The organism is Pseudomonas soli, assembly GCF_021283165.2.
GTDB classification, from domain to species: domain Bacteria; phylum Pseudomonadota; class Gammaproteobacteria; order Pseudomonadales; family Pseudomonadaceae; genus Aquipseudomonas; species Aquipseudomonas soli.
In genome coordinates this window covers 3,325,395-3,338,136 of sequence record NZ_CP128543.1, presented here as the reverse complement: position 1 = coordinate 3,338,136, position 12,742 = coordinate 3,325,395, and the positions used below count along the sequence as shown (strand labels likewise).

11 protein-coding genes and 1 riboswitch are annotated in these 12,742 nt (G+C 66.5%); of the genes, 6 read left to right on the top strand and 5 right to left on the bottom strand.

What is annotated here, in order from left to right:
• The first annotated feature begins 3 nt into the window (after positions 1-3).
• The 4 genes from LU688_RS15405 to LU688_RS15390 are packed head-to-tail and all read left to right on the top strand — an operon-like array spanning position 4 to position 3,129.
• The gene (locus LU688_RS15405) at positions 4-651 is read left to right on the top strand and encodes a hypothetical protein (RefSeq protein WP_038706234.1); all 648 of its coding nucleotides are present in this window, start codon (positions 4-6) and stop codon (positions 649-651) included.
• Positions 652-679: 28 nt separating this feature from the next.
• The gene (locus LU688_RS15400; RefSeq protein WP_038706233.1) at positions 680-1,156 is read left to right on the top strand and encodes a YbjN domain-containing protein; all 477 of its coding nucleotides are present in this window, start codon (positions 680-682) and stop codon (positions 1,154-1,156) included.
• Complete coding sequence (locus LU688_RS15395; RefSeq protein WP_160291309.1) at positions 1,153-2,109, top strand: peptidylprolyl isomerase; 957 nt, start codon at positions 1,153-1,155, stop codon at positions 2,107-2,109. Before LU688_RS15400 ends, LU688_RS15395 begins: the two co-directional genes overlap by 4 nt.
• A 57-nt stretch (positions 2,110-2,166) precedes the next feature.
• The gene (locus LU688_RS15390; RefSeq protein ID WP_094012578.1) at positions 2,167-3,129 is read left to right on the top strand and encodes a LysR family transcriptional regulator; all 963 of its coding nucleotides are present in this window, start codon (positions 2,167-2,169) and stop codon (positions 3,127-3,129) included.
• Between the two features lie 2 nt (positions 3,130-3,131).
• On the opposite strand, the gene alkB is transcribed toward LU688_RS15390, so the two are convergent.
• Together alkB and LU688_RS15380 are read right to left on the bottom strand one after the other, a co-directional pair.
• Positions 3,132-3,776 (bottom strand): DNA oxidative demethylase AlkB, encoded by a 645-nt coding sequence (alkB, locus tag LU688_RS15385; RefSeq protein WP_023632268.1) that lies wholly within the window; start codon positions 3,774-3,776, stop codon positions 3,132-3,134.
• Positions 3,777-3,855: 79 nt separating this feature from the next.
• Positions 3,856-5,946, bottom strand: a complete 2,091-nt coding sequence (locus tag LU688_RS15380; RefSeq protein ID WP_046855399.1) for a TonB-dependent siderophore receptor — start codon at positions 5,944-5,946, stop codon at positions 3,856-3,858.
• Positions 5,947-6,079: 133 nt separating this feature from the next.
• Between LU688_RS15380 and ykgO the strand changes: the two genes are divergently transcribed.
• A complete protein-coding gene (ykgO, locus tag LU688_RS15375; RefSeq protein WP_023632134.1) occupies positions 6,080-6,226 on the top strand; it encodes a type B 50S ribosomal protein L36 in 147 nt (48 codons plus the stop codon).
• A 53-nt stretch (positions 6,227-6,279) separates the two neighbouring features.
• Here ykgO and LU688_RS15370 read toward each other — a convergent pair whose 3' ends face one another.
• From LU688_RS15370 to LU688_RS15360, 3 genes are all read right to left on the bottom strand, one after another.
• Positions 6,280-7,734: a PepSY domain-containing protein gene (locus LU688_RS15370; protein WP_232888286.1), complete on the bottom strand. Its 1,455-nt coding sequence runs from the start codon at positions 7,732-7,734 to the stop codon at positions 6,280-6,282.
• Between the two features lie 5 nt (positions 7,735-7,739).
• On the bottom strand, positions 7,740-9,893 hold the full coding sequence (locus LU688_RS15365; protein WP_160291311.1) for a TonB-dependent receptor: 2,154 nt from the start codon (positions 9,891-9,893) through the stop codon (positions 7,740-7,742).
• 71 nt (positions 9,894-9,964) lie between these two features.
• Positions 9,965-10,354: a DUF2946 family protein gene (locus LU688_RS15360; RefSeq protein ID WP_038706229.1), complete on the bottom strand. Its 390-nt coding sequence runs from the start codon at positions 10,352-10,354 to the stop codon at positions 9,965-9,967.
• A gap of 136 nt (positions 10,355-10,490) precedes the next feature.
• Positions 10,491-10,694, top strand: a riboswitch (cobalamin riboswitch).
• Positions 10,695-10,784: 90 nt separating this feature from the next.
• On the opposite strand from LU688_RS15360, the gene LU688_RS15355 reads away from it, so the two are divergent.
• Positions 10,785-12,740 (top strand): TonB-dependent receptor plug domain-containing protein, encoded by a 1,956-nt coding sequence (locus tag LU688_RS15355; protein WP_160291312.1) that lies wholly within the window; start codon positions 10,785-10,787, stop codon positions 12,738-12,740.
• Positions 12,741-12,742: the final 2 nt, after the last annotated feature.

Here is a 12,742-nt window from a genome sequence, read left to right as displayed (position 1 = left end):
GGCATGAACAAGGGAGTCTATCGCCATCGTTGCGCCTGGTTGATGCTGGCGCTGGGCGCAAGCCTGGCCGCCTCGGCGTCGGCCGAAACCCTCGAAGAGCGCCTGCGCACCCAGCTGCGCAGCACCACGCAACAGTTGCAGGCCCTGCAGAGCGAGCAGGCGCAGGCCAGCGCCGCCCGTCAGGCGGCGGAACAGCAACGCGACGCGGCTCTGGGCCAGGTGCGCGAGCTGACCGCGCAACTGGCCAAGGCGCGCGGCCAGAGCGAACAGCTCGCCGGCCAGCAGCAGGCCGTGCACAGCCAGGCTCAGGCGCTGGTGGCCAGCAGCAACGAACAACTGCACAAGTACAAGCAGGCCTATGACGAACTGCTGGGCATGGCGCGCGCCAAGGAAAGCGAGCGTGCCGGCCTGCAGGCACAACTGGCCGAGCGCGATGGCCAGGTGCAGCAGTGCCAGGCGCGCAACCAGCAGATGTACGGGGTGGCCAAGGAGATGCTGGCCGCCTATGAAAAGGTCGATATCGCCGATGTGATGAAGATGCGCCAGCCCTTTGCCGGCTCGGCTCGGGTCCGCTTCGAGGAGCTGGCCCAGGCCTATGGCGACAGACTCTACGAAAGCCAGTTCGACGCCCCCAAGGGCTTGACCCAGTGACGTTTTCTCAACGCAAGGAAGTAAGCACATGACCGAAGTCACCCTGATCGAAACCGTTAGCGCCGACTCCCTGACCAAGCTGCTGCAGGATGCCGGCTGCCGGGTCAATCGCACCGAGCAGAATGCCGTGGTGCAGTTGCTCAGCGCCAGCCAGGGCGTGGGTTACGCCGTACGTTTCGGCAACCGGGCGCTGAACCAGGAAGGCGAGTTCCTCGATTTCACTTTCAGTTGCGCGCTGCGCATCCAGGGCGAGCTGCCCGCGGGCCTGGCCGAGCGCTGGAACGCCACGCGGCGTTTCGCCCGCCTGTCGGTGCAGGGCGAGTTCCTGGTGATGGAGAAGGACGTGGTGGTTGCCGACGGCGTCAGCGAGAAACACCTGCTTGGCAGCCTGTTGCTTTGGGATCGCCTGCTGCAGGAGTTCATTGTCTACCTGCGCGACTACAGCCGTAATGTCGCCGAAACGGCGCCCGAGCAGGTGGCCAGCGACGCGGTGAGCGCTTCGTGACGGCGCGAACCCTGTGGGCTGGCGCTGGCGCGCTGGCCGTTGTCGCAGTGGCGGTCGCCCTGGCCTTGCGCCCGGGCGACGAGCCGGTGGCGGCGGCGCGCCCGGCTTCGCCCGCCACCCTGGTGGCCACCGACAACGGCCCGGTGCTGGCGCGCCTGGGCGAGCAACAGGTGGGCAGCGGCGAGCTCAAGGCGCTGTTCGCCCAGTTGCCCGAAGAGTCCCGCGCCAGCCTGCGCGGCGACCGGCCGGCACTGGAGGCCTGGATCCGCGCCCGCTTGGCGGAAAAGGCCCTGTACCAGCAGGCCGAGGCTCAAGGCTGGCTGCAGCGTCCGGAGATCCAGGTGCAGACCCGCGCGGCCACCGAGCAGATCGTCTTGCGCGACTACCTCGACTCGGTGAGCAAGGTGCCCGACGACTACCCCACCGAAGCCGAGCTCAAGCAGGCCTACGAGGCAGGCAAGGCCGGGTTGCAACTGCCGGCACGCTATCGCCTGAGCCAGATCTTCCTGCGGGTGGAAAACCCCAAGGATGACGAGGCCGTGCGCAAGCAGGCCGCGGCCCTGGCCAAGCAGGCCCAGGCCGCGGATGCGGACTTTGGCGCATTGGCCCGCGAGCATTCGCAGGATGCCGGCACCGCCGCCAACGGCGGCGATACCGGCCTGCAGGCCTTGGCGCAACTGTTGCCGGAGGTGCGCGGGGTGGTGCCGAAACTCAAGGTGGGCAGCGTCAGCGAGCCGGTGCAGAGCGCGGCGGGCTATCACATCATCAAGCTGGTGGAACAGCAGCCGGCCCGGGCGGCGACCTTCGACGAGGTGGCCCCGCGCCTGCGCCAGGTGCTGCGTGCCCAGCGCCAGGAGCAGGTGGCCAAGGCCTATGTCGAGGGCATGTTCGACACTGCCACCCTCAGCATCGACGGCGCGGCGCTCAACCAGGTGCTGGAAAGCAGCCGCTAGCCGCCTACAACCATGGAAGAAGCGGGCCTGCCGACGCGGGCCTGCGGGAGGCGAGGGATGCCTATCGATCTGTCCCGGGGGCGAGCCCCTGATACCAGCGTGCCCGTCGTTCGCCCCCAGGTGCCGCTGGCCCTGGACGAACAGACTCTGAACTGTTTTCTGGTCACAGCGCGCTGCGGTTGTTTCATGCAGGCGGCGCGGCGGCTCAACCTCAAGCCGGTGGCTTTGCGCAAGCGCCTGGCGGCGCTGGAGGCACGCCTGGGCTACAGCCTGTTCGTCAACCGCAACAACAACCCGGTGCTCAGCCAGCAGGGCGAGCGCCTGCAGCAGGTGCTCCAGGCCCGCGAACCGGTGGTGCCACCGGCGCGGGAAGCCAGCGCCAGTGTGCGCCTGGCCGTGGCCGAACCACTGCTGCAGGACCTGCTGGGCCGCAACCTGATCAACTTCGTGCGCCAGCATGCCGGCATGCGCCTGGAGGTGGCCACGCTCGATGGCCGCCAGGTACCCGAGCAGGCCGCGGATGTGGCGTTATGGCTGGGCGACCTTGACCAGGGCGCCCACAGAGGCTGTTTTGCCGACACCACCGCCGAAGCCCTGGCCACCCTTGAGTACCTGCCGCATATCGCCAAGCGCTATGCCCGCGAGGCCAACCGCCCGACCAGCCTGGCGCACCTGCAGGACTACATGCTGGTGCAATGGCAAGGTGAGGTCGGCGTGCAGGCGTTGACGCCCTGGCAGGCGCTGTTGAGCACCCGCTCGGCCGGCGTGACGCAGATCCAGGACTACGAGATGTACTGCCAGCTGATCAAATGCAGCGCCAGTGTCGGTTTGCTGCCGCACTACGCGGCGCATCTGGATCGTGGCCTGCTGGCCTTGCCGGGGTTGTTCCGCGAGCCGATGCGCCGGCGCGTGTGGCTGGCGGTCGATGAGCGTACCGAAGCCGATCCGTTGGTGCAGGTGATGGTCGGGGCGATCCGCGCCGCGTTCGAGGAGCGCCGGGAATGGTTTGCCGGCCGTTAGGGTCAGCCGGCCTTGCGCAGCGTCAGATTGATCCGCCGTTCGCCCATGCGCGGATGCACGCCAGGCTTGATAGGCAGCACGCCATGAAAGCGCAGGCGGTCCTCGCCGCCCCACACCAGCACGTCGCCGTGGTTCAGCGGGATGCGTCGGGTTCGGTCCGAGCGCTGCAGCCCGCCGAACAGGAACACTGCGGGCAGGCCCAGCGAGATCGAGACGATCGGATGGGCGTAGTCCTGCTCGTCGCGGTCCTGATGCAGACTCAGGCGGGTACCCGGCAGGTAGTGGTTGATCAGGCAGGCATCCGCCACGAAGCCGTCGAAACCGGCCTGGGCAGCTGCGCGCGAGGCCAGCTCGAGCAGCACCTGGGGCAGGGCGGGCCAGGGCTTGCCACTGACCGGGTCGGTGGCAGAGTAACGATAGCCGCTTGCGTCGCTGACCCAACCCAGCGCGCCGCAATTGCTCAGCGCCACGGCCATGCGCAGGCCGCCGGGGGTCTGCATGTGGCGAAACGGCGCCGCGCGCAGCACCGGGCGCAAGGCATCGAGCAGGGGCTCGAGTTCCGCCAGGGCGAAACCTGGCAGCAGCGTGGTGTGCGCGGCCAACTGCTGGGGGTGTGCGTCGAACAGATCGAGATCGGACTGGATCATGCCAAGGGCTGCTTGGGGGTGTCCGCACAGTGTATCGCGATGCCCCGGCGCGTGGGGCATCGCGAGCCACTGCGCCGCCTCAGAGGCTGAGGGTCAGGCTGACACTGACATTGCGCGGTTCGCCCGGCAGCACCCATGAACTGTTGTATGAGCGCTCATAGTACTTGCGGTCGAACAGGTTGTTGAGGTTCAGGCCCACGGTGACCTGCTCGCTGGCCTTGTAGTGCGCCAGCAGGTCGACCGTGCTGTACGAGGGCAGGGTGAAAGCGCTGCCAGCCTGACCGGAGCGCTCGCCGACATAGTTGAACGCCGCCCCCAGGTCCGAACCGCGCAGGGCGCCATTCTGGAACTCATACACGCCCATCACGCTGCCGCTGTTACGGGCAATGCCCAGCAGGTCGCTGCCCTTGGGCAGGCTGGCATCGCCCTTGGTGACCTCGGCATCGATGTAGGCATAGGCGCCGATCACCCGCACCGCCTCGCTGAGCTGGCCGCTGAACTGCAGGTCCAGGCCTTGGCTGCGCGCCTTGCCGGCCGCGATGCTCTCGCCCAGGGCATCGGTGGTGATGACATTCTCCTTGTCGATATGGAACAGCGCCACCGTGGCGCCCAGGCGGCTGTCGAACAGGTCGAGCTTCAGGCCGGTCTCGTAGCCGATGCCTTTCTCGGGCTTGTAGACCTGCCCCTGGGTGCCGATGGTGTTGGGCTTGAACGAGGTCGAGGCGTTGGCGAACACGCCGACCTGTGGCGTCAGCTGGTACAGCAGGCCGACGCGGGGCGTGGCGACATCCTTGGCCTGGCTGTTGCTGATACCGCTGCTGCGGTTCTGCGAGGTCTGCTCGATGCGCTCCAGGCGTACCCCGAGCAGGCCGCGCAGGCGTTCGCTGAAGGCGATCTGGTCCTGCAGGTTGAGGGCATGGCTTTCGGTGCGTTCGAAGAAGTCATTGGCGCGGGTGAGGGCCGGCTTGGGCTTGCCGTATACCGGGTTGCGGATATCCAGGCCGTAGCTGGCCAGGGTCGCGCTCTGCGGGTACTTCTGGCTGTTGCGGTAGTTCTCGTATTCCAGGCCGATCAAGCTCTGGTGCTGCCAGCCGAGCAGCTCGAACTGGCCGTGCAGTTCGGCTTGGGTGATGTTGTCGTTCCACTCGAAGTCGCGCTCGCGGTAGAAGCGCGTGAGCGTGTTGCCGACCAGGGCCTGGGGCTCGGAGCTGTTGCCCTTCAGTGTGCCCTGGGTGTAGTGGTTGGCCAGGCGCAGCTTCCAGTTGTCGTCGAGGAAGTGCTCCAGGGCCAGGTCGACGGTCTGGTTGTCGTTGCGGATCTTGCCGTCGTTGGGCTCGCCCATGAACGCCGAACGCGGCACCGAGCCCATCTGGCCATTGACCGCCGGGATGCCACGGTCGAACACCGATTCGGTGCGGGAGAACTCGGTGTCCAGCAGCAGGCGGGTGTCGGGCGACAGCTGCCAGCTCAGCGATGGGCTGACGATCCGTCGCTCGCTGTTGACGTGATCGCGGAAGCTGCCGTTGTCCTCCACCGCCAGGTTGACCCGGCCCAGCAGGTTGCCTTGGCTGTCCAGCGGCGCGTTGGCGTCCAGCGTGCCGCGGTAGCGGTCCCAGCTGCCGGCGCTCAGGTTTACGGTGCTGAACGTCTCGGCCTGGGGGCGCTTGCTGACGATGTTGACCAGGCCGCCGGGATCGCCGCGGCCATAGAGGCTCGCGGCCGGGCCCTTGAGCACCTCGATGCGCTCGATGCTGGAGGTGTCGGGCGCGCTGTAGCTGCCGCGGTTGACGGCGAAGCCGTTCTTGTAAAGCTCCCCTGTGGTGAAGCCGCGCACGCTGTAGTTGAGGAAGGTCAGGCCGCCGAAGTTGTTCTGCCGCGACACGCCGCCGGCAAAGTCCAGGGCGCGGTCGATGCGGGTGCTGTTGAGGTCCTTGAGTACCTGGGCCGGCACCACTTCGATGCTCTGCGGGGTGTCGCGGATATCGGTGTCGGTGCGCGTGGCGGTGGCCGAGCGGGTGGCCCGATAACCCTGGACCGGGCCGTCGGCGCGCTCTTCGAGGTAGGCGTCGGTGATCGAGGTTTCGTCCAGTACCAGGGGTTGGGCCGCAGCGAGCGGTTGACCGAACAGGCCCAGGGTCAGGCCGGCCAGAAGGGGAGCGCGAGGGTTCAAGGGGGATCTCCGATAAATATGTAATAACATTACATCAGCGTTCCATTCATCGCCAGAAAAAGATCTGAGAGGGCGGTTGTGTGATGAGAATGATTTGCGTTAACGTTATGTTATTACGTATCTGGAGGTTCTCATGCAAGTCCTGTCCTCACTCAAGCAGGCCAAGCGCCGTCATCGTGACTGCCAGGTGGTTAAGCGCCGTGGTCGGATCTATGTGATCTGCAAGTCCAATCCGCGGTTCAAGGCCAGGCAGGGTGGGGTGAAGAAAAAGCGCGGGTAGCCGTCAATGGCTGTCAGTCAGGCGAAAGGGGCTGCACAGCAGCCCCAATGACGCTACCGAAGAGTCCTGCGCAGGCGTCGCCAGCCCAGTACCACACCACTGAGGGCTATCACCAGGCCGCCGCTACTCAGGCCGATGATCAACCCTTCGCGCAACAGCGGCCGCGCCAGCAGTGGTTGCCAATCCCAACTGTGCAACAGGTTGAACAACCAGCGCCCGGCACGTTGCGCCCGGTCGTGGCTGGCCACCAGCGTGCCGCTGGCAGGGTCCAGGTAGGCCCATGTGCCCGCCGCGTCGGCGAAGCGCACGCGCAGCACGGGCAGTGGGCGCGACTGGGACCCGTACATGCTCTGTGGCTCGCGGGCGAAGTAGTGGAAGTCGTAGGCGCTTTGCCAGTCATCCTCCACCGTCACCCCGGGAGCCATCGCTTGCGCGGCCGCCAGCAGCCTTTCCCGGCTGAAGGTACGCGCCGGCGCGGCGTGCGCTTCAAGGATGCGGCTGTCGCCGTCGGCGCTGCGGGCCACTGCATAGGTGACGCCGGCCAGGCGTTGCCACTGCAGCTCCACTGCATCGAACCCTGTTTCGTCGCGCAAGCGGGCCAGGGACGTGGCAATCGGCAACTGCAGGTCGGCGGCGCGCAGCGGCGCTTGCTGCAAGGCGATCTGCGAGCGGCTGTCGGTCACGCCCCAGGGGCGCATCGACATCAACCCGCTGAACACCCACAGCACCAGCACCCCACCGAACAGCAGCCCGCCGATGTGGTGCCAGCGCAACCAGCCGCCGGGGTACGGGCTGCACGATCCGCTACGGTAAGGCTTGCGCAGCCGCAGGCGCAGGATGCCCACCGCGATGCCCATGAGCGCCATCAGCGTGCCGAGCAGTGACAGGCCGATCACCAGGGTGCGCCAGCCATTGTCGAAGCCCAGGCCGCCGCGCAACGGATAGAGCCAGTGCAACCAGGCGCCGACCCAGTTCCAGGCGCGCTCACGGCCGCTCGCATCGCGCACCACCTCGCCGGTGCGCCCGGACAGGTACAGCCAGGTGCCGGCCGCATCGTCCACTTGCACCCGGTGCAAGGGGCGATCGCTGTCCAGGGCCCGGGAGTGGGTCCACATGTCCTCGTCCAGTGTGCCCTGGTAAGCCAATGCCGCGCTGCCGGCGTACTGCCGGGCATTGGCCAGGGCCCAGGCCGCGTCGGCGATGGCCAGGGGCTCGCCGTTGGCGGCATCGAGGGTGACGCGGCGACCGTCCGCCAGCTCCAGCAAATAGTACGGTTGCCCGCCCAGGCTGGTCAGGCGCAGCGCCTTCACCGGCTGCTCAGCCCATTGCGCCGGCAACTCGGCGCAGCATCCCGCCGGCAAGGCCGGCAGGTGGGCCAGGCGCTCGGCCGTGGTCAGCTTGGGGTAGCCGACATACAGCATGACCACCCCGGAGACGAACCACAGCGCCATGAACAGGCAGGCGACGATGCCCAGCCAGCGATGCCACAGGTACAGCTGGCGTTTCAGGCCCATCAGTAGCGCCACTGCACAGCGACTTCCAGGCTGCGCGGCTCACCCAGGTAGTACTGGGTGTTGGTCTGGTGGATGAAGCGGGCGTAGACCTCGTCGGTGAGGTTGCGCAGGCGGGCGCTGAGTTGCACGTGCTGGTCCAGGTCGTGGGTCATCGACAGCCCGTAGACGGTGTACGAAGGCACCCACTGGGTGTTGGCGGTGTTGGCGTATACCGCCGAGACGTAGCGGGCGTCGGCGCCGACCTGCCAGCCCGGCGCCAGGTCGTAGGTCAGCCAGAGGTTGGCCACCCGGTCCGGGATGTTCACCGGGGTCTTGCCCTTGCGCGAGTACACCACGCCGCCGATGGTCTCGTTGAACTCGTCGTATTCGGCGTTGACCCAGCTGAAGTTGCCCGCTGCCAGCAGCTTGGGCGTGACCTTGAACGACGCCGCCAGCTCGATGCCGGTGGAGGTCTGCTGGCCGGCCTGCTCGGTGGTGTTGGGCACGGTCGAGGAGGGCACCGAGATGTTCTTGCGCACGATGCGGTAGGCCGCCGCGGTGGCCGAGCCGCGCCCGTCAAGGAAGTCGAACTTGCTGCCCACTTCCACCTGCCTGCCGGTGCTCAGGTCGAAGTCGCCGACCTGGCTGATCGACGCGCCGGTGAGCGAGCCGCCTGGCGGTTCGGCCGAGGTGCTGTACTGGGTATACAGGCTGATATTGGAGGTCAGGTCGTAGACCAGCCCCAGGCGCCCGGTAAAGGCATCCCAGCGCCGATTCAGCTTGGCCCGGGTCACGTGGTCGACCACGTCGAAGTCGATATGGTCATAGCGCAGCGCGGTGACCAGCGACAGCTGGTCGGTCAGGCGGGTACGGTTCTCGACGAAGCCCGCAGTGGTGTCGGTGGTGGTGCTGCGGCCCTTGGCGCGTGGCGCGTCCATGCCAGGAATGTCGAGGAAGTGGCCGGGCTGGAAACCGTTGGGGTCGATGCTGTCGAACGCGCCCTTGGACAACGGGTAGGCGGTCTGCTGGTTGCGGTTGTAGTCCACGCCGAACGCCCAGTCGCTGGCCAGGCCGAACAGCTGGCCCTGGTGGGTCAGCTCGACGCGGTTGCCGTTGACCTCCTGGTCGTGGCGCTGGCGGTAGCCGCCGGAGCGGGCGATGGCGGTGTTACCGGGGTTGTAGCGGTACACCTCGAGGTTGCGGTAATCGCGCTGGCCGTTGTAGTGGTAGAAGGTGTTGCGCAACTGGTTGCTGTCGTCGATGCGGTAGTCGGTGATCGAGCGCAGCCAGCGGGTGCGCTGCTCGTAGCGGCCGTCCTCGACGTTGTAGTTGTTGAAGCGATTGTGCTTGTCGATGTGCAAGGTGCCGACCGCCGGCTGCAGAACCGGCGTGCCCCAGTACGGACTGTCCTCTTTTTCTTCCAGGTACTCGATGGCCAGGGTGTGCGACAGCTGGTCGTTGATGTCGCTGAGCAGCGAGAAGGCCAGGTTGCCGGCCCCGTTCTCCTGGCGGTCGATATAGCCATTGGTGCTGGTGCGGCTGTAGTCGAGCCGCGCGTAGTGGCGCGGGCCGTCGCCGCTGTTGAGCGCCTTGTTGAAGCCGACCGAGGTTTCCATCGTGTCGTAGCGCCCATAGCTGACGCGGCCCTCGAAGGTGTCCTCGTCGCGGTTGGCCAGTTTGGTGATCATGTTCAGGCTGCCGCCGACGGCGCCGCTGCCGTTGAGGAACGACGACGGCCCGCCGAGCAGTTCGACACGGTCGTAGATCCATGCCCCGACCGGGCGCCCGGCGGCGCCATACTGCAGGTTGATGCCGTTGAACAGCTGGCTGACCTGGGCGCCGTTGAAGCCGCGATACGACACGTAGCCACCCCAGCCGGGCGGTGCCGAGGCGTTGACCCCGGGCAGCGCGTTGGCGGCGTCCTGGAAGTTGCGCGCGCCGATGCGCTGCATGGTCTTGCGGTCGGCGACGCTGATCGAGGCCGGGTTCTCGCGGGCGCTGAGGTTCAGGCGTGAGCCGCTTTCGATGGGCCGGTCGAGGTCGAGGCTGGTCGCCTCCTTGGGTTGCTCGGCGGTGGCCGTGACGTTGCTGGCGGGCAGTGTGAGGGTGTCGTCCTGCGCCCAGGCGCAGGTTGCGCTGCCAACGAGCAGCGCCAGAGTGGTCATGCGGAACATGCAAGGCTTCCTGGCTGAAATCAATGAGCGCACGCCCGCTGCCGATCAGGCAGTTCGAGGGCGTGGCGATGTCAGAACGCGAGAAGCGAAGCGGGGGAGGCGCGGGGGTTGACCAGTGGCCAGCGCTGCTTGGGCAGCCGTGGCGCGGGTTGTCTGGGTAAGGGTTTGCTCGACTCCCCGGCGAGCAGGGCCAGCAAGCCGAAGAACACCGCCAGCAGGATGGCGCTGAACAGGCTGGCGATCACGCAGTCGCCGCCGGCGGGCAGCACCGGGTCGGTGATGTCCTGGTCGCCCTTGAACACGCCGCTGCTGTCGGCCGCGCACCAGGCGGCGTCGTCGAGGCCGGCCAGGCGCAGCCCGGCCATCTGCCCATGGCCCATGGCGCACAGCAACGAGCCGAACAGGATGCTGAAATACAGCACCCAGGCGACTTGCGATCGTGTGTGGCGGGCCAGCTTCATCGGCAAAGCTCGAAGGGAATAGGTTAGGCGTGCGGATTTTACAACTTTTGACACATCTGCCTAGAGTGAACGGCCGATAAAAAACATTCGAAACGATTCACCCGCCTCGCTTGACGCCTCTCGGCGCCAGGTGTTCTGATGCCGACCGATTTCAGGTGTCCCATGCCGCCGCGCATGGGGTGAAACGGGAAACCGGTACGCGCTTCGCGCCAGTCCGGTGCTGCCCCCGCAACGGTATGCAAGTGATGCCTTCGACAGACCACTGTGGCCCGCGTGTCATGGGAAGGTGAAGGCATCTTGTCTTGCGAGCCCGGAGACCGGCCTGGAATGTAGTAGGCAAACTCCTGCGGTGGGCGGGCATGGGCCGGTATTGGCGTGTGCGCGATCCGTGCTCCTGCGTGCTTCTGCGAAAGTCACTTTCGAGAAGAGCATGATTGCTGTGATTCACTCCCGACGTCGTTTCCCCAAGGCCCGGACCTTGTTCCTGGGCTGCCTGGCCAGCCCCCTGGCACTGGCCGAAAACACCCCCCTGATCCTCGACCAGCAGATCGTCGCCGCGCCGTCGGTGGAGTCGACCACGGTCGCCGCCATGGCTCAGTACGGCAGCAAGGTCGAGATCGTCAGCCGCGAGCAGATCGAGCGCGCCGGCCCCGGCGCCGACATCACCCGGGTGATGCAGATGTTGATCCCCGGCTTCTACGTCGCGCCGAAGAACGGCCCGTTCGACTACGGCACCTACTCGCTGCTCGGCGGGCGCAACGACGACACCCTGATCCTGCTCGACGGTGTACGCCTGAACAACCGCCTGTACGGCGGCCTGTATCTGGACACACTGCCGGCCAACGCGGTGGAGCGCATCGAGGTGCTCAAGGGCGGCCAGAGCCTGTTGTTCGGTACCCAGGCCGTGGCGGGGGTAATCAACATCGTCACCCGCAGCCCGCAACGTCGTCAGGCTTCAGGTGAGGTCAACCTGGGCCTGGACAGCTTCGCCGGCAGCAGCAAGGACGCCCGCGTCGAGCGGATCTTCAGCAATGGCTTCGGCGACCTGGGCCTGCTGGCCTATGTCAGCCACAACGTCTCCGACGGTTACCAGCCGTTTCGCAACCGCGACTACAGCGGCAACGTCAGCGACAAGAAGCGCGGCTACGAGGTGACCACCTTCGGCGGCAAGGCGATCCAGGCCTTCGGCGACGATGCGCGGCTGGAGCTGTTCTACCAGTACACAGACGCCAACCTCGATTTCGCCCGACCGGTGAACAATTACAAGACCACCAATGACCGCGTGCAGCAGATCGCCACGGCTACCTTCGAACAGCGCATCAGCGAGCGCCTGAGCTACTTCGTCAAGGGCCACGTCAACGACTGGGACACCCGCTACACCCGCATCAACAACCGCGCCGACGGATCCCGCGACGTGGTCAACCACAACGACTACTGGGGCTTCACCGATTGGGGCGTGCAGGCCGAGGGCAAGGCCGAACTCGACGGCGGCCACGTCCTGGTGTTCGGTTCCGACAACCAGTGGTTCAAGGGCCAGGACGACGTGCTGGTGATCGACGACAACAAGGCCCAGGCCAATGCGTTGTACGCCCAACTGCGTCCCAGGATCGAGGCCTTGCCCAACTGGCACCCGAGCCTCGGCCTGCGCCACGAGGCCATGAGCGGCGGCGACAGCGCCACCGTCGGCATGCTCACCTCGCTGTACGACCTGAACGACAACTGGCAACTGCGCGGCCAGTATGGCAGCGCCTACAAGCTGCCCAATGCCGAGCAGTTGTTCGTCAACGAGCCTGGCGACGAGATCGGCAACCGCGACCTCAAGCCCGAGAAGAGCCGCAATGCCGAGCTTGGCCTGGACTACCACGGCCTGCTGCTGGAGCGTGAATTCAGCGCCAGCGTCACCGTGTTCCGACGCAAGATCACCGACTTGATCACCCTGGACGGCAGCCAGTGGGTCAACGGCCAAGGGCAGGTACAGATGCGTGGCTTCGAGGCCGATGCGCGTATCCAGCTTGACGATCAATGGAGCCTGCAGGCCGACATGACCCGCAACCTCACCGAGTCGCGCACCGGGGCAACGATCAACGACGTGCCGAGTTTCTTCGCCCGTTCGCGGCTCGGCTACGAATCGGCGGACCGCATGTGGGGGGGCGGCGGCGCCATTCGCTACATCTGCGACGTGGTCAGCTCCAAAGGTGTTGACTACGGCCATTATTCGGTGGTCGACGCCGATGCCTACCGCTACCTGGACGGCGCCCGCCAGCACCGGCTGAGCCTGCTGGTGGAGAACCTGTTCGACCGCGACTATGTCACCAGTCGGGCGAGCAATGTCGACAACCTCGGGCGGCCGTTCACCAGCGAACTGCGCTACACCTACACCTTCTGAGG